Annotated in this window: 18 protein-coding genes and 1 riboswitch; of the genes, 15 read left to right on the plus strand and 3 right to left on the minus strand. The window is 46.8% G+C overall.

Annotated elements, in window-relative coordinates; all coding sequences use genetic code 11:
• Positions 1–34 precede the first annotated feature (34 nt).
• From ACSQ8O_RS08705 to ACSQ8O_RS08720, 4 genes are all read left to right on the plus strand, one after another.
• Positions 35–1,285, plus strand: coding sequence for a helix-turn-helix domain-containing protein (locus tag ACSQ8O_RS08705; RefSeq protein WP_436241243.1), 1,251 nt, complete (start codon positions 35–37; stop codon positions 1,283–1,285).
• Between the two features lie 81 nt (positions 1,286–1,366).
• The gene (locus ACSQ8O_RS08710; protein ID WP_436241244.1) at positions 1,367–3,424 is read left to right on the plus strand and encodes a molybdopterin oxidoreductase family protein; all 2,058 of its coding nucleotides are present in this window, start codon (positions 1,367–1,369) and stop codon (positions 3,422–3,424) included.
• A 53-nt stretch (positions 3,425–3,477) separates the two neighbouring features.
• The gene (locus ACSQ8O_RS08715) at positions 3,478–3,711 is read left to right on the plus strand and encodes a hypothetical protein (protein ID WP_436241245.1); all 234 of its coding nucleotides are present in this window, start codon (positions 3,478–3,480) and stop codon (positions 3,709–3,711) included.
• A gap of 178 nt (positions 3,712–3,889) precedes the next feature.
• Positions 3,890–7,282, plus strand: coding sequence for a cadherin-like beta sandwich domain-containing protein (locus tag ACSQ8O_RS08720; RefSeq protein WP_436241246.1), 3,393 nt, complete (start codon positions 3,890–3,892; stop codon positions 7,280–7,282).
• 72 nt (positions 7,283–7,354) lie between these two features.
• Here the strand turns inward: ACSQ8O_RS08720 and queF are convergent, their stop codons facing one another.
• From queF to ACSQ8O_RS08735, 3 genes are all read right to left on the minus strand, one after another.
• On the minus strand, positions 7,355–7,852 hold the full coding sequence (queF, locus tag ACSQ8O_RS08725; protein ID WP_056609292.1) for a preQ(1) synthase: 498 nt from the start codon (positions 7,850–7,852) through the stop codon (positions 7,355–7,357).
• Between the two features lie 11 nt (positions 7,853–7,863).
• Positions 7,864–7,907, minus strand: a riboswitch (PreQ1 riboswitch).
• 91 nt (positions 7,908–7,998) lie between these two features.
• Positions 7,999–8,985, minus strand: coding sequence for a Gfo/Idh/MocA family protein (locus ACSQ8O_RS08730; RefSeq protein ID WP_436241247.1), 987 nt, complete (start codon positions 8,983–8,985; stop codon positions 7,999–8,001).
• Positions 8,982–9,992 (minus strand): Gfo/Idh/MocA family protein, encoded by a 1,011-nt coding sequence (locus tag ACSQ8O_RS08735; RefSeq protein WP_436241248.1) that lies wholly within the window; start codon positions 9,990–9,992, stop codon positions 8,982–8,984. Before ACSQ8O_RS08735 ends, ACSQ8O_RS08730 begins: the two co-directional genes overlap by 4 nt.
• 189 nt (positions 9,993–10,181) lie before the next feature.
• On the opposite strand from ACSQ8O_RS08735, the gene ACSQ8O_RS08740 reads away from it, so the two are divergent.
• From ACSQ8O_RS08740 to ACSQ8O_RS08790, 11 genes are all read left to right on the plus strand, one after another.
• Entirely contained in the window at positions 10,182–11,021 is an 840-nt protein-coding gene (locus ACSQ8O_RS08740; protein WP_436241249.1) for an AraC family transcriptional regulator, read from the plus strand.
• Between the two features lie 181 nt (positions 11,022–11,202).
• Positions 11,203–12,348: a GNAT family N-acetyltransferase gene (locus tag ACSQ8O_RS08745; RefSeq protein ID WP_436241250.1), complete on the plus strand. Its 1,146-nt coding sequence runs from the start codon at positions 11,203–11,205 to the stop codon at positions 12,346–12,348.
• A gap of 42 nt (positions 12,349–12,390) precedes the next feature.
• A complete protein-coding gene (locus tag ACSQ8O_RS08750) occupies positions 12,391–14,505 on the plus strand; it encodes a hypothetical protein (protein WP_436241251.1) in 2,115 nt (704 codons plus the stop codon).
• 247 nt (positions 14,506–14,752) lie between these two features.
• The gene (locus ACSQ8O_RS08755; protein ID WP_436241252.1) at positions 14,753–15,778 is read left to right on the plus strand and encodes a zinc-dependent alcohol dehydrogenase; all 1,026 of its coding nucleotides are present in this window, start codon (positions 14,753–14,755) and stop codon (positions 15,776–15,778) included.
• 18 nt (positions 15,779–15,796) lie between these two features.
• The gene (locus ACSQ8O_RS08760; RefSeq protein ID WP_436241253.1) at positions 15,797–16,756 is read left to right on the plus strand and encodes an ABC transporter permease; all 960 of its coding nucleotides are present in this window, start codon (positions 15,797–15,799) and stop codon (positions 16,754–16,756) included.
• A 13-nt stretch (positions 16,757–16,769) separates the two neighbouring features.
• The gene (locus ACSQ8O_RS08765; RefSeq protein ID WP_056609303.1) at positions 16,770–17,657 is read left to right on the plus strand and encodes a carbohydrate ABC transporter permease; all 888 of its coding nucleotides are present in this window, start codon (positions 16,770–16,772) and stop codon (positions 17,655–17,657) included.
• Positions 17,658–17,851: 194 nt separating this feature from the next.
• Positions 17,852–19,456, plus strand: coding sequence for a hypothetical protein (locus tag ACSQ8O_RS08770; RefSeq protein WP_436241254.1), 1,605 nt, complete (start codon positions 17,852–17,854; stop codon positions 19,454–19,456).
• Positions 19,457–19,565: 109 nt separating this feature from the next.
• Positions 19,566–20,348, plus strand: a complete 783-nt coding sequence (locus ACSQ8O_RS08775) for an SDR family NAD(P)-dependent oxidoreductase (protein ID WP_436241255.1) — start codon at positions 19,566–19,568, stop codon at positions 20,346–20,348.
• Positions 20,349–20,396: 48 nt separating this feature from the next.
• Complete coding sequence (locus tag ACSQ8O_RS08780; RefSeq protein WP_436241256.1) at positions 20,397–22,124, plus strand: IlvD/Edd family dehydratase; 1,728 nt, start codon at positions 20,397–20,399, stop codon at positions 22,122–22,124.
• Between the two features lie 53 nt (positions 22,125–22,177).
• Positions 22,178–24,616, plus strand: coding sequence for a hypothetical protein (locus ACSQ8O_RS08785; RefSeq protein WP_436241257.1), 2,439 nt, complete (start codon positions 22,178–22,180; stop codon positions 24,614–24,616).
• A 198-nt stretch (positions 24,617–24,814) separates the two neighbouring features.
• Positions 24,815–26,194, plus strand: coding sequence for an extracellular solute-binding protein (locus ACSQ8O_RS08790; RefSeq protein WP_436241258.1), 1,380 nt, complete (start codon positions 24,815–24,817; stop codon positions 26,192–26,194).
• Positions 26,195–26,261: the final 67 nt, after the last annotated feature.

Raw genomic sequence — 26,261 nt, forward strand, 5'->3', positions numbered from 1 at the left:
TAAATTGGCGACACATGAACAGGAATGACGATGAATGACCATTATGAACCCAATCGAGGTGACTTTGATGTCCATGCAGCGATTCAATCTGATACCCTTGCAGGAAGCGATTGATTTACTCGGTGTTAGCCGTTCGACCTTTGATCGGTGGCGTAAATTAAAGCAACTTCCTTTTGTGAAAATTGGCAAAGAGATCTTAATTGATAAGAAAGAATTAGAGCAATGGGTACGTCTCCATGCGGTTAGTCTACAAAATCCTGTATTTACAGCAGGAGCATCGTCTACCATATCTACGCAAGAAAGCCCAACATTAACGGTTGGTTATCAGAGTGGAACAGCTCATATGTGGACATCTCTCATCATGAAAGAGCTGGGTTGGTTGGAAGAAGAGCTTGCCGCAGCCAATCCAAGTCGTGTGGTTCAGGTGAAATGGTTCGATGGTGCTAACGGTGCGGTGCTTCTGCAAGGGATGGTAGGCGGCAGCATTCAGATTGCGTCGTTGGGAGACTATCCGATTGTCCTAGGTGCTTCGCTGTGTCAGACGTTCCCGGCTTTTAAACCAGTTCTAATTGCTTTTGATGGTAAAACCTCCGGTGGACAAGGGATTTCGCTCATTTTACGCAAAGGGCTGGAGCCAAGTGATATTTCGGAAATTTGTGGTTGGTCACTCACGTCGGCCGCACAATCGAGTGCAGGTAGACGGTTATCGAAGCTGCTCCAATCACTGGGAGGGGGCGGAGATCAGGTCATTCACAAAGAAATGGATGAGAGTATGGCGGGGATTGTAAAAAGGAAAATTGCAGGATGTGCCATGTGGGAGCCTTATATCTCTTTGGTTAACTATAATGGAGTCGGCAACGTGCTTTTTCAAGAAGGAATTGGGGAAGATTACCTTACGGGTGTCGTCGCAGACGAGAGGTGGGTTCATCATCATGAAGGAGATACCATCGCTTATTTGAAAGCACATCTCCGAGTACACGCCTTTATTCGCAATGATCCCGATGCAGCGGCAGAGCTAATTTCCCGAATTAAAGGGATCCCCGTTGAGATTGCCGTTGCCATTATGACCAAAGTCAGATGGGACGCTTCATTTTATACAAAAGATATGAATTCGCTCGCACAGTTGTATCAAGAGAATGGCGCTGTTCACACGTCCACATTATCCAAATTACAGGACACTCGTTGGAATGGTGACTATTTACAGCAAGCGATTAAGGCTTTAAAGCTACCTCATTTGAGCGGTCATCCCTTAGAGGGAGATTGGTCAGCTGAACAATTGTACTAAAAGTGCGCGGTTTCACTTCCATTCCATTTCGGTATATAGTAAAGAAATGATGTATGTGGAAGGGAGCTACGAAAGAAGATCATGCGCACAACAATGACGACCACGATGACGGAAGAACAACAAGGTATCTTTCCAGCCGTTTGCCCACTGGACTGTCCAGATCAGTGCGGTTTACTGCTTCATAAAGAAGACGGGAAGATTGTTAAAATAGAAGGAGACCCTGATCACCCCGTGACACAGGGAGCCATATGCAACAAAGTTCGCAACATGACGGCACGTATTTATGATGATAAAAGGCTGCAGTATCCCATGAAACGAGTCGGCCCCAAGGGGGAGGAGGCCTCTTTTAGGCGGATTTCCTGGGATGAGGCATTGGAAACGATCACGAGTCGCTGGAAAGAATTGATTGCCTCGGAAGGCCCAGAAGCCATATTGCCTTATAGTTTCTATGGCAATATGGGACGGATTGGGACGGAAGGTATGGATCGTCGCTTCTTCCATCGGATGGGAGCCAGCCGTCTGCTGTATGCCATTTGCGAATCTGCCGGCACCGAGGGCTACAAATATACGATGGGCGGCAGCTATGGGACCGATCCCGAGGATACGGTGCATGCGAAGCTGATCATCATGTGGGGCATCAATGCGGTCAGCACGAATATGCATCAGGTTATGCTGGCTGAGAAAGCCCGCAAACAGGGCGCGCAAATCATCGTCATTGATGCGCATAAAAACCAAACAGGCCGCTGGGCGGACTGGTTCATTCCCATTTTGCCGGGAACGGACGCGGCTCTGGCACTTGGCATGATGCACATTCTGTTCGCTGAGAATCTGACGGATCAGGCTTTCCTAGAGCAATACACGCTAGGGTATGAGGAGCTTAGGGAGCATGTGAAGTCATATGATCCTGACAGCGTATCCGAGATTACAGGCGTGCCTGTCGAGGACATTTATCGCCTTGCTCGTTTATATGGTGAGACATCCCCTTCCTTTATTCGTATAGGGAACGGGATTCAGCATCATGATAACGGCGGCATGTGCGTGCGGACTATCGCTTGCTTGCCAGCTCTAACAGGACAGTGGCTGCATCAAGGCGGCGGTGCAATCAAAGGGAATGGCGCCTATTTGGAGCATAATTTGCCGGCCTTGCAGCGACCGGATTTGCGTAAGAAGGAAGCTCGACAAATCAATATGAACTTGCTTGGCAGCGCTTTGCTCGAGCTAGATCCGCCAATCCATGCGTTATACGTGTATAATTCCAACCCAGCGTTGGTCGCTCCCCATGCGAATAAAGTGAAAGAAGGACTGGAGCGAGAAGATTTATTCACTGTCGTGCATGATCTGTTCTTAACGGAAACAGCCAAGTATGCGGATATTGTGCTGCCAGCGACGTCCTCTTTTGAAAATACAGACTTCTATCGCTCCTATTGGCATCACTATGTGCATCTTCAACTGCCAGTAATTGCGCCGTATGGCGAGAGCAAAGCGAATGTGGATGTGTTCCGACTGCTTGCTTCGATGATGGGCTACGAAGATGAAGCGCTGCGGGACAGCGATGAGGATATGGTTCGTCAGGCTTTGAATCATCCTGGCAATCCGGCTATAGCTGAAATAACCTATGATGCGTTGCTGGACACAGGATTCATGAAGGCGGAGATTACTCCATTATTTCCTGGGAAACTTCGGACGCCTAGCGGCAAAATCGAGCTCTATTCGGCCGACATGGCGAGTAAGGGGTTTCCAGCGCTTCCAACGTATGTGCCACTTGCTGAGGTCAGTGATTTGCCATTTATGTTCATTCCGGCGCCGAATCATAACTTCTTGAATTCAACTTTTGCTCATAACGAAAAGCATGTTCGCATGGAGAAAGTGCCTAAGCTGCATATGCATGAAGACGATGCATCGGCTTTGGGCTTGGCCAGCGGTGATCTCGCACGGGTGTGGAACGAGCGCGGCGAGTGCGAGCTTGTCGTTATGGCTGGTCGCGATGTGCAGCGCGGGGTAGCTGTCAGTCAAGGGCTATGGGCGGATACGCCAGGCAGCAAGACGCGCGTGAATGTCCTGACGCCAGATCGCGTGGCGGATATGGGCGGTGGGGCTACCTTTTTCTCCGGACGGGTGGGCGTGGAAAAGTTAACTTGAGCTTGAACCTTTGGGCGCGGGACGGCATACGGTACATCAGGAGATGATGTCTTATGCCTATTCAGCAAAAAGCTTACGCCTTAATCGGAAGGCCCGTTGGTGTTTCCCTGATGGATGGTACCGGGGTATCTGGCATTCTGTGCAGTGTACAAGGCGGCTCGATCTACGTCATTGAATATTTATACCATACGCAATTCGCTACGAAGCACTATACGTTTAATCAAGTGAGAGATATTTTGCCGTACCCGCAATGTCCGCAGCCGTATACGCCACAGCCTTTGTACTAAGATAACGTGGATGAATGAACTTGAACCGATCCTTTTGGGATCGGTTTTTTTGTGAAAATCCGAATTTAGTCACTCCCGAACCTAAATAAATGACAATTAAATCGAGCGGAAAGCATGTATCATCATTTATGTATACGCTTACAAATATATCATTTTAAGGATAAGGAGTTTTGCTACAATGAAATTTCATAATGTCCAAAAAAAGTTTGCAATCATGCTTATGTTTTCCATGATATTGTCGTTGCTCCTTCCTGTAGCAGGAATGGCAGCAGATCTTGAGGTTGAGGTTGTGAAACTTCCCCCTGCGGCGGATGCAGCGATCGCGTGGAAGAGCGGGGATACGGCTACGCCAACACTCGCGGATACGAATTACGATAGAAGGAATGGTACAACGGACGGACTCTTCAGTATCTCTTCTACGAGTACCCAAAAGAAATACATGTATTTTAAATTTGATGTGACGGCAGCTTCAGATCCGAGTTATAAATTTATTTTGCAAGTATCTGCTAAATTAGGAACCAACCTGACGACAGCGGATTTTCAGGTTTTTGGATTAAACGATAATTCGTGGCAGGAAAATACGTTTACATGGAACAATGCTTCTGCCCTTCAAAAAGATCTTCAGCAAATGGAGCAGGTCGGTCAATTTACGATTACTACCTTAAATGGCGCTAAGCCGATTTATCATGACATTGATGTCTCTGACTATGTGAGGCAACATTTAGCGGATGGCATTGTATCCTTTGTGGTTGCAGATTCGCTATCATCAGGGAAATCAGTCAACATCTATTCCAAAGATAATACCTCCGTCTCTAATCCGGAAACGCAGCTTCTTGTGAAGCGCATTGTGCAAAGCGATACTACGCCGCCACAATGGCCTGCAGGTGCTGCCTTAAAGTCAATTAATCTAGGTACAGACTTTGTGCAGCTTGTTTGGCCAGCAGCAACAGATGATAGCTCCGTAGCAAACTATAAGCTTTACCAAGATGGCGCACTTACAGCAACCATTGCGGGCAGTAACACGTATACGGCTCAAGGCCTGACACCGAATACTAGTGTATCTTATGCCGTCTATGCTGGAGACGTAGCTGGAAACTACTCGACAGAACCTTTGACCTACAATACAACAACCTTGTCAGCGCCTGTTACACCGATTCCGATTGTCGATGTAAATGCGAGCAGCAGTGACGGGAATGTGGAGAGCAATACATTAGATAATAACCTATACAGTCGCTGGTCAGCATCAGGTGATGGTCAGTATATCATGTTTGATTTAGGTCAAACCAAACGAATCGGCTATGTAGGTATCGCATTTTATAAAGGTGATCTGCGCTCCACTCGAATTGATATTGAGACTTCTAATGATGCTATAGCATGGACAAATATATGGAGTGGAAACAGCCGTGCGACCACAGCAAATATGCAAGCTTTTGATATTCCAGATACGGATGCTCGTTTCGTGCGTATCATAGGACATGGGAACTCAGATGGCAGCACGTTTACCAGCTTAACGGATGTCATGATCTATGCACCCTATCTAACAGGCGACACTCCAGTTGCCATAGTACCGAACATTACACCAACTGCTCCTCCAGGGACGGTTCCTTTCACCAAAGCAGGATTAACGAATCCAGATGGCACTGTACATGCGCTGCATACACCGAACCCTGTCACAGGAGCAACCCTTAATGTAACTAGTTATGGTGCGGATCCTGCAGATAATGCGAATGATGACCGTGTTGCGATTCAAAATGCCATTAATGCTGCTTCTCCAGGAGACGAAGTTTACCTGCCAAACGGTGTGTATAACTTAATCACTTCGCCTGATGGCTTTGTGAATTTGAAGTTGAAGTCCGGCGTGAATTTACGTGGTGAAAGTGAAAGTGGCACTATCTTGAAATCCAGCATCGATGATATTAAAAATAGTTCCGTTGTGAAGTCATCAAGTCAACACGATATTAAGGTTTCAAACTTGACGATCACATCGACTTGGAATCGTAACTTTTCGTTAGAGCATGCAACGAACAATCCCGATGCAGGTGGTCCCGATAGCAGCATTGCTATAGCTAACTATGGAGAAATTCCATCCTATAATGTGACGATTGATCATGTTACGGTGGAACGTTTTAGACGGATGGCTATCCGTATTGAGAACAGTCATGATGTGGTTGTTCGCCACAGCACATTCCGAAATGCAACAGATCTAGGTGGAGGCGGAGCAGGTTACGGAACCTCCATTCAAGGGATGCCGAAGGTGGATCGACTTGGTTTCGACAATGATACGTATTGGAATGTTGTTGAAGATTCAACGTTTGAAGGACCGTATTTACGTCATGGTTCCCTAATCCAAAATGTCGCGCACAATAACGTTTTGCGTAACAATCATTATATGAATACCAAATTAGACGCCATTGATCTTCATGGTGAGTTAGAATATTTAAATGAGGTGTACGGCAACACCATCGAGAATATTTTGACAGGCGGAGGTGTGGGCCTTGGTAATACGGGGGGAACAGCTCCTTCTAATCATAGTAAATCCGGCCCAAATAACCACATTCATGACAATGTGATCCGTAATTCGCGAGAAGGCATTGTTGTCACGATGGGTACGCCAGAAACGTTGATTGAGAACAATATTATCGAAAATACAACATCGGTCGAAAATGCAGTAGGTATCAATATTCTAAATGGGCCGGGAACTCGTATTGTTAATAACATTATTCGAAATAATACGGCGTCTAATTATTGGGGCATTTTGCTGGAGCATGATAGAGGGGATCAGAATGCTAACTTTATCGGCGCTGGTGATCCTCAGAATGTGCAAATTGAAGGAAATGTCCTTACTGGAAATGCAAATGGCATTCAATTACAAGCTGGTGCTAACATTTTGGTAAATAAGAATCGCTTAAACAATTTGGGCACCAATTATGATAAGGCAGCTGGAGTTACTGCGACAGAGGTATGGCCTTCTACGGACAGTACGTTAAGTGGTTTGGAGGTAAATGCTGGTACATTAAGCCCGGCATTTGATCCAGCAGTGACGGAGTATGTGTCTTCTGTTCCAAAAAGCACGTCTGAGCTTATCATTACACCAACGACAGGAAGCGGCGAGGCTGCTTTGACCGTAAACGGTACTCCAGTTGTTAGTGGATCACCTTCCAAAGCCGTTCAACTGCAGGTTGGTGAAAATGTCATAGTACTTGTCGTTACCGCAGAAGATACAACGACGAAGACTTATCGACTAGTGGTAACGCGTTTACTCTCAGACAATGCGAATTTAAGTGACCTAACTATCGACGCGGGTACGTTTGTATTTAACCCTTTGCTTACAACCCAAACGGTCAATGTATCTACTGGGAATTCTAAAATACAAGTAACACCAACCACATCAGATAGCACAGCTACTGTGACCGTAGACGGAGAAACTGTTGTAAGCGGTTCTCCTTCTAAAACAATCAAATTGCATCCTGGTCCGAATGAAATTGCTATTGTCGTTACCGCAGAAGATTCGTCCATGAAGTCTTATCTCTTGACGGTAATCCGGGGCAAGGACAAAGACAAGGATATATAAGATTGAAAAAAGCTTGATCAAGCCCAGTGCACTACTGGGAATTGATCAAGCTTTTCTATTTCTGCTGGTATCCTAGCGATTATCAATCTTCTCTGGATATAGATCATGATTCATCAAGCGATGCTCAGCCATGGCTTCGTACTTCGTACCTGGTTGACCCCAGTTACAGTAAGGATCAATGGAGATGCCGCCGCGAGGCGTGAACTTGCCCCATACTTCGATATAGCGCGGATTCATCAAATCGATGAGATCATTCATAATAATATTGACACAATCCTCATGGAAATCACCGTGATTGCGGAAGCTGAATAGGTAAAGTTTCAAGGATTTGCTCTCCACCATTTTGATCGTAGGAATATACGAAATGTAGAGGGTAGCGAAATCCGGTTGTCCAGTTACAGGACATAAGCTTGTGAACTCCGGGAAGTTAAATTTGACGAAATAAGCCCGATCGGGGTGCTTATTATCAAATGCTTCTAAGAGTGTAGGGTCATAATTGAACACATACTTCGTGCCTTGATTGCCCAGAAGGGTAATCTCTTTCAAGTCTTCATTACTTCTTCCTGCCATGGGTAAATCCTCATTTCATAGTTTTTTAGAGAGGGAGTTTGCGAACCTCTTCTTATCTGTACAAAATGTATCATACTCCGCAGGAAAAAGCACCTTGCAACGAGGTGGCAATTATTACAGACTTGTGTAGATCGTCTAGCTCACACTTACAGCACAACGGGTTGCCCCAGAGCCACGGATTTGTAACCCGCTAAGGCGACAACGGTTGAACGTAATCCATCTTCCCCTGTGATCGGCACCTGTTCGCCATTCAGCAACGCTTGAACAAATGCTTTCACTAAGTAAGCATCCATGGAGTCACCCCAGAAATTCCATTGGCCCTTCCCGTTATCTAGGCTATATAGTTCGTTCTTTTGAGCAAAAGCATCGATGGAGAGCGTTCCTTTCGTACCTACAATCGTCATCGTCACATCTCCCCAAGTAGGGAAAGCCGCATTCCGCGACCAGCTTGTGTCTAAGACGCCGACGACTCCACTCGCGAATTTGACATGGATCATACCCGCATCATCGATCGCTAAGTCTTCATTAAATAATGTTGCAGCATAAGCGTAGACTTCTTTCACTTCGGATTGGGTCATCCAATTCATCAAGTCCATGACGTGTACGGTATGATCTAATAAGGCACCGCCACCGGATAGCTCGGATTGAAGGAACCAGCCGGAAGGGAGTGAGCCGCGATTGGTTCCCTTAATGGCAACGATCTCCCCGATTTCGCCTTGCTCGATAGCCTCCTTAGCTTTAACCACTGAGGCCAAATAGCGGCATGGGAATGCTGTCATCAACTGAACGCCATTTTCTTTACACGCGGCAATCATCGCTTCCATTTCCGAGAGTGAAACGCCAAGCGGCTTTTCACAAAGCACGTGTTTGCCGGCTTTCGCTGCTGCTATCGTGATCTCTGCGTGATGCACGTTCTCGGAACAAATGACGACAGCATCCAGATCCGTAGCGAGTAAATCCTGATAACGCTCATAATGAGGCAATCCATATGCAGCGATTACTTTCTCCACGCGGCTATGACTCTCATCTGCAAAACCCGTGACTTCCACCTGCGAGATCGCTCGTAGTGAATCCAAATAAGAGTATGCATGGCCGTGCGCAAAACTGATCATACCTACTTTTAATTTCTTCATACTGTTTCCTCCCCAAACGTTGAGCTCGTCTTCAGCTGGACAGATTTCCCCGTGCGAACTGATTCCAGTGCAGCCATCGTAATTTCTAGTGCTTTATAGGCATCCTTCGCAGTCACGATGGGCTCACTTCCATCTCGGATGCACTGAATGAAATGTGCAATCTCCAAATCATAAGGACTAGCGTATCCCGGACTTTGCGGAACTTCTGCGAAACGTCTGCCTTCTGAATCGGAAGGGGCTTTACAGATATGCAGGGAACTGCTTTTTTGGCTGTCGCTGCGGATAATGCCTTTGCTTCCTGCAATTTCCACGGCGGTTTGGAACGGTCCTTGGTAACCCCAGAAGGCTTCCACGTTGGCAACGGCTCCATTTTCAAAAAGAAGAGTAACTAGCGCATAATCAATGTTATTGACGCGTTGGTTCAAGCCATATACGGACTTCACTTCGCCGATGGCCCAACGTAGAAAATCAATATCGTGGATCATGAGATCGGTAATGACGCCTCCGCTTTTCTCGGAATCTTTGAACCATGGTCTGACATCACCAGGGTGTGAACCGATTCGTTTGGCATGAATGACGCCGACTCGTCCTAACTTGCCCTCATCGATGGCTTGCTTCATTTGTACATATTCGGGGAAAAAACGAACGACATGTCCGACAAATAAGCGGACGCCGTAGTGCTCGCAACCTTGGATCATGGCTGCTGCATCTTCTAAGTTAAGAGCAAGTGGTTTTTCACATATCACATGTTTGCCGGCTTGTGCCGCTTTTAACGTATATTCCTTATGTAAGTAGCTTGGCAGTGTCACGCTGACGACATCGAAATCAGCCTCGTTCAGCATAGTTTCAAAAGATGTAAAAGCAGGCGCCCCTGTCGTAAGGGAAAGTGCTTGGGCTAGCTCGATATCCAGATCGCATACACCTGTCAACTCCACATCAGGCATATTGACATAGCTGAGGGCGTGCACATTCCCCATCCCCCCGCAACCAACGATCGCTATTTTCATGCCAAATTCACTCCTCATATTATCGTATGAAAATATGTAACTAAGTAATATGATATAGGTATTGTGAGGTAGCGTATATGCGGACATTTATTCAGTTTATATCCAAATTTGTTATTAGTGGAAGCGTGGTGTTTGAAAGACATGGACATTTATAAAGAACCAATCCCCTATCAAAACCCATCTTTATGCATGAAAGTATGGCGTTTCGCCCAATCGGGGGCAGAGGGGGAGTACGGAAACACCTGGCATTATCATAAAGAAATTGAATTCATTTTAGTTGAGCAAGGTATCCACGAAATTCAAACACCGAATCATATTTACTCGCTCAAAGCCGGAGATGTCCTGTTGATTGGCTCCTCGCAATTGCATAGAGGACGCAAAATAAGCGATAAGGACCTCGTCTATATCGTGCTTCACATTGATCTTGAGCCGTATTTCGATCGGGCTATGATGAGGTATTACCGGGATTTTCTGGAGATTTTTCATCCGTTAGAAGCGCTAAATTATATTTTCCAAGAAAACGAACATGTGAAGAAAGAAATTGCCAGGATTATTACGGATACCCATGATGAAGTGATGGGGACTGGGAAGGGTTATGAAATTGCAGTCAGCATGCATATCAAACATCTGCTCTTAATGCTGCTTCGCCATGACAATCGAGGGTTGTTAACGACACAGGGCAATGTGGATGGGGATGCGGATATCATTCGGTCACTTGTTGCCTATGTGGACGAGCATTTGACGGAGAAGATTGATATGGGCGCGGTCAGTCGAATCGCCGGTATGAGTTACTCCTACTTTTCGAAATATTTTAAGAAAAAGATGGGAGCCTCATTTATCGACTATGTTAACCAGAAGCGTATTTCGAAAGCGGAGCGGCTGCTCGTTACTGAAAAACGCAGTGTGAACGAAATTGCAGAGACTGTTGGTATAGGGAATATGGCGCATTTCTATGAGTTATTCAAACGGTTCAATGGCTGTACACCTAAGCAATATCTGCACAAAATGAATGTAAGTGATAACAAATAGGCGTAGGTCGATGCTTTAAAAAAAGGTTGACAACGGACTGAAATTAATCAATTATGGATTTGAAAACAAATCTGAAACAAACCAGAAGAAACTAAACCCGATAGATTTGATTTCAAAATAAACTAGATAAGAATCAGAACGGATGAGAATTGTGATTCCGTATCGCCGGGGAGGACATTTCATGATCGAGGTTCGTCGTGTGCGTGCAAACGAAATGGAGCAAGCGGTTCGCCTTTCGGATGAGACTTTTCGTGATGCAGGCCAGAAATCAATGTTGAAAGCGTTTCCGAATGTGTTCGATCCTCGCCTTAATCAGTCATTCGGCGCATTTGAAAATGGGAAACTGGTCGCTTTCATGGGACTTGTCCCTTCTGTTGTACATGTCTCGGCTGCTAAACTCAATGTGCTGTCTCTGGGCTCTGTATGCACACACCCGAACTATCGGGGAAAGAAGATCGCTTCTAACATGCTACGAGACGTACATACGCACGCTGAACGTATTGGCGCGAGTATGCTCCTGGTTTCGGGGGATGGTCCGCTATATATGCGAAGCGGTTGCCATTATTTTGGACGGGTCACACGATACGAAATAACGAATGACCATGAGGCCTTTCAATCATTCATTGCCAATCCCGGCATCGAGATCCGACGTGTTCATGCAGAGGATTGCTTCCGACTTCATGCTGCGGCTGAAAGCCGTGAAGTTCGTTATGTACAAGGAGTGAATGAGCTCCCAATCTTGATAGACAGTGAGGCTATCGCAAGTTGCTATCATATGCATCATGCTGTATACGCAGTGTTTGAATCTGACCGAGTCACGGCGTATGCCATCGTTGCCATACCTGATCAAGGTAGAGTGATGGAAGCTGCGGCTCCTTTTGTTGTAGAGCGGGGCGGCAGCCCGGAAGCGTTAGCGGCTATTCTACAGTTTACGTTGCAGGAACAGGAGTTGGACGTATTAGAAATTCCAGTGATGTGGAATGAAACTAGGATGCTCCAGGTGTTCTCGCATTTCCCATCGAAGAGGATGCGCAACCATGGCACTGTGCATATCCTTAATCCGGAACGGCTGTTCAGTGAGTTGCTGCCGTATTTGTCAGAGAAAGCGCCTGCCGCTGCGTCTAGATTGCTGATGCGCCAAGCGCCGGAAGATGGAGCTGTTCTGTTGTTGGATGGTAAGGAAATGGCAAGCTTGACTGCGCAGGAGGTTGTTGCTGTATTGTTTGATCCGGAAGCTGAGTTGAACGTTCCCGAACCACTGAATGATGTGCTGAATCAACTGTTTCCCGTTCCGTTCCCTCATGCAGGAGGGTTGAATTTTGTTTGATATTGGCTTGGAAGGCAAAGTGAAGTAAACGGAGGCCATAGGATGATACAACTATCAAATCTGGAAGAGTTATTAGCGTATCAAGTTAATACGATTAAGGATGGGCAGCTTGTCTATGTGGATGGGTATTATCAAAAGGGAGACGGTGGCTCCAAGCTAGTTCGTTGGATGATTGGCAGCACGGAAGCCGACAACGGCGGCACGATTCATGATCCTAGACATGGTGGGAGCGGTCGATGGAAGACCGTACATAACGGGGTAGGAGATTTTCGGTGGTTCGGCATTCTAGACGCAACCAAGCATGCAGATGATGCTTTAGATGCGATGGTGAATGATGTATCGATTTACCGGATTGAATCGCATTCTGATATTAACTTTGTCAGAAGACATACGTATGACAGAAGTCATATCGAACTCGATTTTGGAGGTCATTGTGTCACAACGATCGGAATCGAGCTGAATGCGAAAAGCAATCCATTCGGAGCCGTTATTTTTTTTCAGGGGAAAGCAACGGGCGAAACACAGACCCATACACTCTCTGTTGATCTTCCAGAGCAATCCGATGTACTGGAGGTGCTAGACGCGGCTTCTTTTAAGGTGGAAGACTGGTGGGTAGCGAGGATCCAGAACCACCCAGAAGGCTATGCGCAGCGCGAGCTGGATTATATGTTACAGGTCACAGAAATCATAGACGATAGCCATATTCGTGTGAATTATAAGCTCGGGTGGACGCTTGCTGCGGGAAGGGAAATCACGTTCAAGAAAATGCATCCTGTCTTCCGCAGTCACATCAGGAATATGAATTTTATAGGTGTTTCTGTGCCTGACAATGGATCGACGAGCGCAAAACCATCTGAGGATTGGGATCAGATCGGATCACATCCCATTGCCTATGAATTCGCCGTAGCTTGCAATGTTAGCGACGTCACAGCCAGCAAGGTTTTCTGGCCGGTCATTGAGCGGCGTTACTGTACCCATTTTGTGACAGAGCGTTGCAGGCTAATGAACCCAGAGGAAGTGATTTGGGGAGGAACCGGATACCTGACGCAGCAACTCAACGTGTTGTACGGTCATGTCCGAGATTGTCATACAAGCAACGCACGTCACTTAAACGATTTCACATGTGGAGCTTATTGCATGGTGGAGAACTGCCATGGTGATGGCGATGAACATGGTTCTTTTGTCACGCACGGTCAATATGAGCATGATCTCACTTTTATCGGGAATTCGGGTTTGTTGTCGTTTGCCAACAGTGGTACAACGTGGGGGGATAGTGCAAAACGGATCACCGTGAAGAAACATGTTGCCTCGCGTGTAGTTGCGCACAAGCGAATTACGGATTTGACACTGGAGGATGTTCATGCCGTCTGGAAAGAAGGGTTGGTCGATTCCGGTACGATTTGGGCCAACACAGATGGGCTGCATATGCGCGGTTGTACGGCTGACACGATGCTTACACTTTCGCAGAGCTCATCACGCTCAAAGCGGAGTAATCTCGCTGACGGCTGTTCCTTTGGCATGTCGAAGGGGGCTGAAATCGCTCGTGCGCCTGTTCATACCCAAGTGGGTTTTCGCCCGGTTACGGCGGATTTCACTATGCAGAACTGCCAATTTCACAACGTTGATGATAATTCCCTAGGGAGTATTAACAAACTTGTTCTGATCAATACTTGGTTTAGAGGTGCTTCTCCAGAAGCAGAACCCATTCAAGTTTGGTGTTCGGAAGTGGTTATGCAAGGCGGTGGTTGTGAGAATAGCGGCATGATATTCATGGGCGCATTTCATCCAGATGATAAGAGGGCGAACGATCAGTCCATCACGGTTGATGGCGGCGCTGTGTTCAGTGGAACGAATGCAGCAAAGGCCTATTTGAAACGGGGAGACGTGTCAGGAATCGTAACGTGGGTGATCGGCGAGTGCAAAAGCTCAGCAATGGATGCCGAGACGGCGCATTTCAACATACATAGCGGCCCTAATAAAATGAGAGCGATAGGTTCTCGTTTCTCTGGAGGCAAGTATGAGATTGCGGAGGGAGCGTTCAGCCATGATTCCTATTTACTCATGATGGCCTGTGTAGAAGAAGGAGTCGATAGGTCATCTCTTCCAGTTGAATCGGATAAGGTGAGACATAAAGAGGGAAACATCATAATTGAATAACCGTTGGAGCCTGTCTTTTCATAGATAGGCTTATTTTATGTCATATTCATGTTATGTAATAAAGCGGAAATGGTTATTGAGTGTTAGATTAACTGACATTGTAAGCGATTCCAAATTAAAAAGTTATTGACAACACGCATGGCAGCTACTTATAATAAAAAACATCAGAAACAAACCACAACAAACTAAAATAGTCATTGTGGTGTACTTTACAAATTAGAAATAAACCAGAAAAGAGGTAGGGGTTATGAAAGCAGTAAAGGGCATCAATGGGTCAGCACAAGTGTTGGAGCTTCCGAACCCGGAAATGATTCCTCAATTTGTCAAAGTGAAAACGGAATACTCAGTCGTTAGTGTAGGTACCGAGCTAATGATGATAACTAATAATGGGGATGCCAATTTAGGCTATAGTGCCAGCGGTATTGTTATGGAAATAGGGGAAGGTGTTACACACGTCATCCCTGGACAACGAGTAGCTTGTTATGGAGTGCCAGCCCATAGGGAACTCCTGCTTGTACCCAAGCATTTGGTCGTACCTGTGCCAGAAGGCGTGACTCAGGAGGAAGCGGCATTTGTCGGTATTGGTGCCATTGCGATACATGCTTTGCGTCAAGCACAACTAAGCTTCGGGGAAACGATTATCATCGCGGGACTTGGCATACTTGGGCAAGTGATCGCCCGTATTGCACATGCAGCGTCCTATAAAGTGATTGGTTTAGAGTTAATAGAGGAGCGCTGCCGAACGCTTGAGGCTATTGGAGCGATAGCCTGTCGCACCAAGGAAGAACTTCAGAGGGCAGTGGAGTCTGATCCTTCTTGTAAAGGTGCAGATGCGGTCATGCTTTGTGCGAGTAATAGGAAGTTTAGTATGATAGATGATGCAATTGGTTGGCTGCGGGATCGCGGTCGCGTTGTGATCGTCGGGGATACTGGAACGGAATTTGATCGGGATCTGCTATTTATGAAAGAAGCGAGTGTTCATATTTCACGTGCGGGCGGTCCTGGTCGCTATGAGGAAACCTATGAGCAGCAAGGTGTCGATTACCCGATAGGCTATGTTCGTTGGACGGAAGGCAGGAACATGGGGGAGTTTTTACGTTTGATCGCACAGAAAAGGATTGATATTCAATCGCTGATTACCAATGAGTGCGCACTCGAAGAGTTACCTACCATGTATCAAAGCTGTTTTGAAAAGCCGCAGAAATCGATGGGTATTGTCGTGCGATATGAACAACCCAATCCCGCCGGAGTAGCAGATTCCTTTAACAATTAATAAAGGAGGTGATGGGGTATGCGAGCAAGTGTGAAGTCGATATCCGGTGAACACATAGGAAGAAGACGAATGACCACGCATGTTTGGAAAACGTTTCTCCGATACAAATGGTTGTATTTACTTATGGTCCCGGGCATCGCGTATTACATTATTTATCACTATGTGCCGATGTTCGGACTCGTGATTGCATTTAAGAAGTATAACCTCATGAAGGGATTATGGGGGAGTGAATGGGTTGGCTTCGATAATTTTCGAACGATATTCGCCTCGCCAGAATTTCCTAGTCTAGTTCGAAATACGCTGCTGATCAGTGTGTATCGTATTTTGTTCAACATGCTACCTGATGTGATGCTGGCACTTATTTTAAATGAAATTCGTGCTCCTTGGTTTAAAAGGATTGTACAAACGATCACTTATGGGCCTCATTTCTTATCGTGGATTATCGTGTACGGTCTTGTGTTTTCATTCTTTGCGCCTGGTGCAGGACTAATTACGACGTTCTTTCGAGATATGGGTTGGGGAGAACTAGATGTATTGACCAACTCGGACTATTTCCGTTCCCTGCTAGTGACGTCAGATATTTGGAAAAGTACTGGTTTCGGAGCCATCATCTATTTGGCAGCACTGGCCTCGATCAACCATGAATTATATGAAGCGGCCGTTGTTGATGGCGCAGGTCGTTGGCGGCAATTGTGGCATATTACGCTCCCCGGTATTCGTGAAGTGTTCATCTTACTGTTAATCTTGCGAATCGGACATATTATGGATGCTGGTTTCGAACAAGTATACATATTCCTGAACGCACGCGTTTATGATGTGGGGGATATTCTTGACACCTGGATCTTCCGCAGAGGTATTGAACAAATGGAATTCAGTGTTCCAGCGGCAATGGGTGTATTCAAATCAGTAATCGGTCTGGTACTTGTGATTGGAGCGAATAAACTGGCCAAAAAAGTCGGCGGGTCCGGCATCTGGTAAAGGAGGCATCGTTATGCCATTCATGCTTAAGAAAACCAAATCAGACCGCATTGTAGATGCCGTTCTTTACACCGTACTCGGACTTTTCTGTTTAGCAACGCTGTTTCCAATCTACTTTGTCTTCATTATGTCCATCACACCCTATACGGAAGTGCTCAAGAACGGTGGATTTGTCATCGTACCGCATGCGATTACATTCGAAGCATTCAAAACGATTTTCTCCAGCAACACCGTCCCCAAAGCTCTGCAAGTATCGATATTCGTAACGGTCGTTGGTACAGCGTGCAATTTAGCCATTACGACGATGCTGGCCTATCCGTTATCGAAGAAATTTTTGCCGGGGCGCAATATCGTCCTGATGGGCATTGTGTTTACCATGTTGTTCTCAGGGGGGATCATCCCCATGTATTTGACCGTGAAAGCCACGGGGTTGATGGATTCATTATGGGCACTTATCATTCCAGGTCTTGTATCGTCCTTTAATATTCTCATCATGAAGACCTTCTTCGAAGGCCTACCCTATGAAATTGAAGAGGCGGCGAAAGTGGATGGCTGCAGCGACATTGGTACACTTATGCGAATTGTGCTGCCGCTCTCGATGCCGATTATGGCAACGTTGGGATTGTTCTACGGTGTGAATCACTGGAATGCTTACTTCGGCGGGGTCATGTATTTAAATGATCGCAGTCTTTATCCGATACAGGTTGTGTTGCGGAATATGATTGTGTCACCGGCCATTAGTCAGGAGCTTGCCATTTCTCAATCTTCATTAAATACAATGCCGCCAGAAACCATCAAGATGGCAACCGTTGTGGTGGCAATCATACCAGTTCTTATCGTGTATCCGTTTCTACAAAAATATTTCGTCAAAGGCATGCTGTTAGGCGCTGTTAAAGGATAAGTCTTACAGCAGCTCTACCCCAATTGGCTATAAGCCAGTTACGTATTAAGTACGAGGAGGTGACAACGGGAAGTAGATCTGCAGTGGTTATTTCGACGCAAGATTCGTATCCAATGATTTGACGGAAGTAAATGGCTTGATCGTAGTTTCATACTCGTTCTCATTCTTCTAAAACGAACAGGGGGGTCTTTCATTTGAAAACGTTATCAAAAGTAACTACGCTATTATTAGCATCTTCGCTGGTCCTTGTCGCATGCACGAGTTCGAAAGAGGAGGCTTCTACTTCCCCAGCGAACACGGCGGCGACAACGTCGTCGAGCCCAGATGCCAAGAAGGAAAAACTAGACCTGAGTTGGATGGTTATCGCAGATGCAAGCGCCCAACTTCCTTCGGCCGATAAAGACTTCGTGAAGAAAGCGATTGAAGAGAAATTCAATGTCTCACTGAAAATGACCTACTTGCCGTTTGGCCAAGACTATACCAATAAATTGAATACGATGATCGCATCTGGCGACATTCCCGATGTGTTCTACGCTGACGGTGTACCTTCTAATAATTACATCCGAGATGGTGTTGCAAGAGATTTGACGGGGATTGTCACGCCGGCCAAAATGCCGAACTACTTCAAAAATTGGGTGTCGGAAGCAACTTTGAAGTCGTATCAGGTACAAGGTGCGTTCAAGCGTGCACCCGTGCCGTACGAAACAAGCTACTACCGTACCTTCTATATTCGGAAAGACTGGTTGGATAAGCTTAACTTGAAAATGCCAACGAACTACGACGAGCTTGTAAGTGTCATGAAAGCTTTTACGTTCAATGATCCAGACGGTAATGGCAAGAATGATACGTATGGTTTTACAGCGGCAGGCGGCGGTGCAAGCGTATCGATGGACTTCCCAGAATTCCTGAAAAACGGCTTTGCTGGTGACACGTATGTAGAAAATGATCAGTTCATAGATGTTCGAACGGATATCCGTATGCAAAATGTTCTTACTGATATTAAGACGCTACTGGATATGAAAGTTGTCGATCCAGACTGGTTCCTGAACAAGTATGGTCAACATTTTGACAAAGCTGCACAAGGTAAAGCGGGTATTGTGATCGGTCAAGGCAGAGACCTTGCTTTTGATAACAATCCGGCTGGATTGCAAATGAAAGCGAAGGCTGCAGGTCAAACAACAGCAGACTGGGAGCCGTTTCATCCGTGGGAAAAAACCGGTACTTGGGTTGAAACAATTCCACAAAATCCGTTCTTGATCAGCTCCAAAAGCTCAGATGCCAAAGTACAGCGCTCTATTGAAATTCTGGATTGGCTCGCTGGAGAAGAAGGCTTCTTGCTGACGCGTTACGGGAAAGAAAATGTTGATTACAAACGCAATGGGAAAGACATTGAAGTCAATCAAGATGCCTATAAGAAAGATGTGATCGACAATAACAACTTTATTGAAGTGTATGGTTGGTTTACACCGCGTAAACCGGAAGTGTTCGGTTTGAATATCATTGATCCTAAAGTAACCGAGCGAGATAAGAAAATTGTTGAGAAAATCAACTCATATAAGATTCTTCCATCAGTGGGTACCGCTCTTACTGTTAAAGAAGGCATGGATATCGGAGCCATGCGCAAACGGATGAATGAACTTCATGTTCAAATTTTGTATAAAGAGAAGGACGCTGCTAACTGGCCGCAATATCGCCAAGAGGTGATGACGAAGTTCGGAGGCAAAGCGATTTTCGATAACTATGCGGAACTTACATCCACAGCGAAAGGCAAAACCATCAAGTTCAAATCGGATAATTAATTGAAGTCGTTCTTCGGATCAAGCAACTCAGACTGGTGAATGCAAGGGAGTTTTTGTCAGTCTGAGTTACTAGGTATGCGAACTACCTATGGAATGGAGGGCTTCCCGCGTGCGATTGCAAGGAAAACGGGCATTGATTACAGGTAGTGCCAGAGGCATTGGCCAAGGCATTGCAGATAAATTTGTGCAAGAAGGGGCAAGTGTCGTATTGCTTGATTACAAGGCGGATCAGCTGGAAGCATCTGCAGACACAATCCGGAAGCGAGCAATAGATAAGGGGCAAACGGCTCATGTTGCAACCGTCGTCTGTGACTTGAGTGTGCCCGAGCAAGTGGACCAGGCTGCTGAAAAAGCGTGGGCTTACTGGGATGGCATCGACATTTTGGTCAATAACGCTGGCATTGCAACACGGGAATCGTTCATCGACATTCCGCTCTCTCGATGGCAGCAGGTGATCAACATAAATTTGACTGCGGCGTTCCAACTGAGCCAATGGGTGGCAAAGTGGATGATTGCAAGTGGGATTCACGGTTCGATCGTCAACATGGCCTCGAAAAATGGCTTAGCTGGAAGTGCCGTATTGGCTCATTACAATGCATCCAAAGGCGGCGTTGTTTTGCTAACGCAGTCGATGGCTGTTGATTTGGCTCAGAATAACATTCGTGTTAATAGCGTTGCGCCTGGCTTCATCGATACACCGCTCGATCGCGAGCTGAAAGAGAGATCGGAAGTCACACTTTCATTGACAGAACGAACCCCGATGCGCAGGCTCGGTACCATTGAAGAAGTGGCGAACGCATTTCTATTCTTGGCATCAGACGAAGCATCCTACATAACGGGCACGACACTGGTTGTGGACGGAGGTCATCTCGCCAATGCTTGTGATTTGTAAACTTTTGTAACCATACATCAGGATTGCGTGCAAGGAGGACTTACTAACATGGCAGATGAGGACAACAATCATGGGGTAAATGAGGAAGATAAACTTCGAAGTGACAAATATTTTAACGACACAGGGCTTTGGGGGTTTATCCACCGTTCATTTACGAAATCCATGGGCTACACAGATGATGATTTGAAAAAGCCGGTCATCGGCATTTGCAACACGTTCAGCGAATTGAATAAATGTCACTCTCACTTTAGGGAATTGACGGACTATGTGAAGCGTGGTGTCTGGCAAGCCGGTGGTCTGCCAATGGAATTTCCGACTATTTCGATCGGGGAGCCCTATGTGAAGCCGACGACGATGTTGCTTCGAAACCTGATGGCGATGGATACAGAAGAAATGGTCAAAGCGCATCCAATCGATGGTGTCGTGCTCCTTGGCGGCTGTGACAAGACAGTGCCTGCGCAGCTGATGGCTGCTGTGAGTGCGAATATTCCAGCGATTGTCCTTACCGGCGGACCGATGCTGAACGGCAAATTAAACGGCCAGACGCTAGGCGCCTGTACCGATTGTTATCAGTTTACGCTTGAGCACAAAGCGGGCAATATCTCAGACGAGCAGCTCACCATTGCCGAGAATGCCATTTGCCGCAGTGATGGTCACTGCATGGTAATGGGGACAGCTAGCACGATGGCGGCGATTGCCGAAGCGCTTGGTATGGCACTCCCTGGCTGTGCGGCTATTCCTGCCCCAGATTCCAGGCGGCGCCATATGTCGGAGCAGACGGGTAAGCAGATCGTGGAGCTCGTCCGACGCAACATCCGGCCTCGTGACATTATTACAAAGGAATCACTGGATAATGCGATTCGAGTTACGATGGCATGTGCAGGTTCAACCAACGCTATCATCCATCTGGTAGCTATTGCTGGACGACTAGGCTACCGGTTACCGCTTGAAAGGTTCGATGAAATTAGCGCAACGACGCCGTTTATCCTGAACGTTCGCCCATCCGGCAAATATCAGATGGAAGAGTTCTTCGAAGCAGGCGGTGTACCGTCCCTGATGAAGGAGATTGAACCGCTGCTGAATGGCAATTGTTTGACCGTTACGGGTCAAACCGTTAGCGAGAACCTGCGAGGTGTGAAGGTCACTGACCGCGAGCTGATCTATCCGCTTGAGCAGCCTATTGCTCCGCAAGGCGGTATTGCTGTGCTGCGCGGAAACCTCTCTCCGAACGGGGCGCTGATCAAGCAAACAGCCGTTTCACCGCATCTCAAAAAGCACCGTGGACGCGCCGTCGTCTTCGAATCGCCGTCCGATCTGAATGCAAGGATTGACGATCCAAATTTGGACGTCGATGAGAACAGTGTCCTCGTGTTGAAAAATGCGGGACCGAAAGGCGCGCCGGCGATGCCGGAAATCGGGCAAATCCCGATTCCGAAGAAGCTGCTCATGCAAGGGGTGCGCGACATGGTACGCATTTCGGATGCCCGCATCAGCGGCACTTCGTACGGCACTTTGATTGTGCATGTTGCTCCTGAAGCAGCCATTGGTGGACCTCTGGGGCTCGTGCAGAACGGCGATGAGATCGAGCTCGACATCGACATGCGCAAGCTGGAGTTACATGTAGATGAAGAAACTCTTCGAGAACGCAAAACAAAGTGGGAGGCTCCTCCACCTGCCTATGATCGAGGGTATGGTCTCCTGTTCCTGGAACGTGTGCTGCAAGCGGATGAGGGCTGCGATTTCGACTTCTTACTGCCGCCTGAGCTTCGCAAGTAGTGATGTAAATAGTTGTCTTACCTATCCCCCTTACGAAGAGGAGTTGTTCAACGATGTTCTTCCTAGATGACAAGAAGAGAAAATCGAATGCGACGAACGTAAGCAACGAGGAGAATCAAACGAACAGTAAGTCAAATGAGGCCATCAGTAGACGTAAAGTTTTGGCTACGATAGGGCTTGGCGGCGTCATGTTGGCTGGCAGTGTTTTAGGCCCACGATTCGCCTCGGCGGATAACGGGTCGTCGAACGACAAAGATGGCCAAGACGATAAGGACAGTAAGGATGGCGATCGCGTACAGCAAGTTAACAATGTGGCTGAACTAAAGTCTCTCCCGCCAGGGCAGTTGAAGGATGGCCAGCATGTGTTCGTTGGCGGTTACAATAAGAACGGTGACGGAGGCGGTAAGTTGGTTCGCTTTGTAGCGGACAGTACCAAGGCTGACAATGGCGGTACCGTGCATAGGCCGACGAATGGCGGCAATGGACGCGAGTCGAATGATGCAGGCAAGGGAAACAAACCTCCCAAAGGAGGAGGTTGCTTTGAAGTCGTACATCATGGTGTGGGTGATTTCCGGTGGTTTGGTATTTTCGATACGAGTCGAAATGCGGATGATGCGCTGGACGCACTGATCAACGATCTTTCAATCCACCGTGTCGAAGCACACTCAGATCTCAATTTCGTGAAGCGTCATGTGTATCACCGCAGCGACATCGAAATTGATTTCCATGGCCACACGGTCACGACCGAAGGAATCGAACTAAATACGTTAGACAACCCGTTCGGAGCGGTCATGTTTTTCCAAGGTGTCGTAACTGGTGTGGCGCAAACAGTTACGCTGACAGAAGATATATCTGAATATTCAGATATATTCGAGGTGGCTGATTCGTCAATCTTTGAGGTCGATAGCTGGTGGCACGCACAGATTAAGAATAACGCGGCTGGCGGTGCCCAGCGTGAGCTCGATTACCTCATCAAAGTAACGGAAATTTTCGATGCTACTCACGTCAGATTCAACTATAAGCTCGGCTGGCTGCTGGCCAAGGGACGTCCGATTACTTACAAAAAAATCAACCCAGCTTTCCGCTGCCATGTGCGCAACATGAGTTTTATCGGCATACCTGTGCCGCCTAACGGCACTAGTCTCAGGCCTTTTCCGACATGGGATCAGATTGGTTCGAATCCGGTCGCTTATGAATTCGCTGTAGAATGCGATGCATCGGGTATCAAGGCTAGCAAAGTATTCTGGCCTGTCGTTATGCGGAGATACAATACGCATTATGTGACAGAACGCTGCCAATTGATGAACCCCGAAGAACGCGATTGGGGCGGAACTGGCTATTTGACACAGCAGATCAACGTGTTGTATGGGCATATCCGAGATTGCAATACGAGCAATGCACGTCACTTGAATGATTTTACCTGTGCAGCTTATTGTATGGTTGAGAACTGTCACGGTGATGGCGATGAGTATGGTCCGTTCGTTACGCACGGTCAATACGAACATGATCTGACTTACATCAACAACTCAGGTCTTTTGTCATTTGCAAACAGCGGCACGACCTGGGGGGACAGCGCGAAGCGTGTGACCGTCAAGAAGCATATCGCATCGCGAATTGTCGCGAGCAAGCGGTTAACGGACTTGACACTTGAGGATTGCCATGCCGTCGTTACGTACACCAAACCTGGGGTGAAAATGGCTAATTCGGGCTCATTCTGGGTGAATATGGACGGCTTGCAAATGAGAGGCTGCACAGCACAAGAGATGGTGACGATATCCAAAGGCTCCTCGCGTGCCAAAAGGAAAAACATCATCGATAGCTGCTCCTTCGGCATGCTGAAGGGCTACGAAATCGCTCGTCCGATCCGTAGTGGGACTACTCAAGTGGGGTACACGCCGAGTAATGGGGAACTGACGATCTTGAACAGCGAATTCTACAACATTGAAGAGGTCACGCTCGGAAGCATTAATAAACTTACTCTCATTAATACGTGGTTCAAAGGCCTCCCTCAGGTAGGAGGTACTGTGAAGGTGGGTACGCGTGAAATCATCATGCAAGGTGGTGGTCTCGTGGATTGCTGCTTCTTGCTCACGGGTGCTTGGGATAAAGTGGGGGACGTCAACAATCCGAAGAATAAGCCTGACCAATGGATCACCATTGACGGCAGTGCGATATTCAGCGGAGTAAATGGTGAGAAGGCGTTTTTGAAAAGTGTAGATGCAACGAATGTCGTTACTTGGAATTTCGGAAACTGTACGAGTATGGCCTCGGATGCTAGTACAGCACATTTCTCCATTCAAGGTGGAATGAATAAATTGAAAGCGATCGGCTCTCAATTTACTGGAGGGAAGTATGAAGTATCTGCTGGCGCATTTGGCAACGGTACCTACTTCTTCATGACTTCTTGCGTGGAAGAAGGCGTCAATCGGACTGCACTTCCAGCAGAAAGTGATAAGGTGAAACATAGTGTAGGCAATTTATCGATTTCTTGATAGTAGGCATAAGAAAAATAGTCAGAATTAAAGGATTGAAGGGTTTCATCGCATATCCGGTAACGTTATGTTGTGAAACCTGATGTACATTGACATGTGATGGTGGGTCGTTGCTATAATACAAATAACAATGCAGATACAGGATGTGCCCATGTTTCCTGATCTTGTCAGTGTATCGGATGGAAATGAGGTTTATAGATGGAAAAACGGACAACTCGCAGCTCATCTCGCACGCGCCTGAGCGAACTCGTCAACACATTGAGAGAAGATATTTTGACAGGAAAGCGGCCGGTAGGGGAATATTTACCTTCCGAGAAAACATTCGCCGCGGAATACAATTTAAGTAATCAATCGGTACGAAAAGGGCTGGACGTTCTGGTTGCAGAGGGACTTATTGAGAAAATTCCTCGTGTTGGTACAAAAGTTGTCGGTGCTCCTGAAGGCGCTTTCGTCACAGTGAAGCTTGGCTTCCATAGTTCCGTTACGGATGAGGCGGATATCCATAGGCTGCTATCCAGTTTTCAAAAAGAAAACCCGCATATTCGGGTGCAAGCTGTACCTACCTCAAGCAATAATTACAGTTATATCAGTGAGTACTTGTCCAGCGGTCTTCTCGACGTGGTCATGATGAACTTTAAGGATTTTCAGGAATGTGTGGAAACGGGTGAAGAAGGTATGCTGGAGCCGACGGAACGGAATCCAGAACTGTATTCATTCTTATCGGATGCTTTTGTGGCAGATGGTCGACAGCTCGTGCAACCTTTTATTTATTCACCGCTTATTCTTTGTTATAACCGGGAACATTTCCATGAGGCGAACTTGCCGGAGCCGGATAGCAGCTGGCAGTGGAAGGATCTGATCACCTATTCGTCAAAACTGGCAATTCCAAATGAACGCCTCGGTTTTCACTGTGACTTGTATTCGCCAAATCGTTGGCCACTGCTTCTGTTGCAGACAGGCGGAAAGTTCGAGCGTCATGAAGATGGCAGACTTAAACTTGCTGGTACAGCTATGATGGATGCGCTTCGCTATTGTGGTGAGATGAAGCACAGTATTCCTTCTTTATCAGAAGGCATTACAACGGGTGAATCCGAGCTGCTCTTAGCCAAAGGCAAAGCATCGATCATCATGACCAGTTACTTCTACTTAAATTACTTACTCGGTGAGAGGCTGTCCTTTGACATTGCCCCTGTACCGCATTTTGGTACGCCGATGACGATGCTGCTTAACACGGGACTTGCTGTTAATCGGAAGTCACAAGTGAAGGACGCGGCGGTCAAGTTAGTGGAATATCTAACTAGCTATAAGGCCCAACTTTTCGTTCGTCAGCACACGTACAGTCTTCCCGCCAGAAAATCTGCCGCAGAGTGGGTCGGGGAAGAGAAACGCTATCTGCCGTCCAGATTTTCACTATTTCGCGAGACGATACCTGGTTTTCGATATTTCACGGATTTAGCTATTAGTGCAAGAGAGCTATTGGAAATAAACCAAGAACTCAAAATGTATTGGGCTGGCTTGGAAACAGAAGAGGTACTGTGTTCTCATATCGAAGAGCGTCTTACTGTTAGTTCTGTGTGAGAACAGCATCCAATCACGAACGTTGTCGTTCAAAAGTTGTCTAACCAGAAGGAGTGAGTTATGTGCC

Origin of the sequence: Paenibacillus sp. LjRoot56, from assembly GCF_964253335.1 — a bacterium.
Lineage (GTDB): Bacteria > Bacillota > Bacilli > Paenibacillales > NBRC-103111 > Paenibacillus_E > Paenibacillus_E allorhizoplanae.

Coding starts and splice junctions, on each gene's coding strand:
- ACSQ8O_RS08705 (WP_436241243.1), top strand. CDS start 35: ATGACCATTATGAACCCAATCGAGGTGACTTTGATGTCCATGCAGCGA.
- ACSQ8O_RS08710 (WP_436241244.1), top strand. CDS start 1,367: ATGCGCACAACAATGACGACCACGATGACGGAAGAACAACAAGGTATC.
- ACSQ8O_RS08715 (WP_436241245.1), top strand. CDS start 3,478: ATGCCTATTCAGCAAAAAGCTTACGCCTTAATCGGAAGGCCCGTTGGT.
- ACSQ8O_RS08720 (WP_436241246.1), top strand. CDS start 3,890: ATGAAATTTCATAATGTCCAAAAAAAGTTTGCAATCATGCTTATGTTT.
- queF (WP_056609292.1), bottom strand. CDS start 7,852: ATGGCAGGAAGAAGTAATGAAGACTTGAAAGAGATTACCCTTCTGGGC.
- ACSQ8O_RS08730 (WP_436241247.1), bottom strand. CDS start 8,985: ATGAAGAAATTAAAAGTAGGTATGATCAGTTTTGCGCACGGCCATGCA.
- ACSQ8O_RS08735 (WP_436241248.1), bottom strand. CDS start 9,992: ATGAAAATAGCGATCGTTGGTTGCGGGGGGATGGGGAATGTGCACGCC.
- ACSQ8O_RS08740 (WP_436241249.1), top strand. CDS start 10,182: ATGAAAGTATGGCGTTTCGCCCAATCGGGGGCAGAGGGGGAGTACGGA.
- ACSQ8O_RS08745 (WP_436241250.1), top strand. CDS start 11,203: ATGATCGAGGTTCGTCGTGTGCGTGCAAACGAAATGGAGCAAGCGGTT.
- ACSQ8O_RS08750 (WP_436241251.1), top strand. CDS start 12,391: ATGATACAACTATCAAATCTGGAAGAGTTATTAGCGTATCAAGTTAAT.
- ACSQ8O_RS08755 (WP_436241252.1), top strand. CDS start 14,753: ATGAAAGCAGTAAAGGGCATCAATGGGTCAGCACAAGTGTTGGAGCTT.
- ACSQ8O_RS08760 (WP_436241253.1), top strand. CDS start 15,797: ATGCGAGCAAGTGTGAAGTCGATATCCGGTGAACACATAGGAAGAAGA.
- ACSQ8O_RS08765 (WP_056609303.1), top strand. CDS start 16,770: ATGCCATTCATGCTTAAGAAAACCAAATCAGACCGCATTGTAGATGCC.
- ACSQ8O_RS08780 (WP_436241256.1), top strand. CDS start 20,397: ATGGCAGATGAGGACAACAATCATGGGGTAAATGAGGAAGATAAACTT.
- ACSQ8O_RS08785 (WP_436241257.1), top strand. CDS start 22,178: ATGTTCTTCCTAGATGACAAGAAGAGAAAATCGAATGCGACGAACGTA.
- ACSQ8O_RS08790 (WP_436241258.1), top strand. CDS start 24,815: ATGGAAAAACGGACAACTCGCAGCTCATCTCGCACGCGCCTGAGCGAA.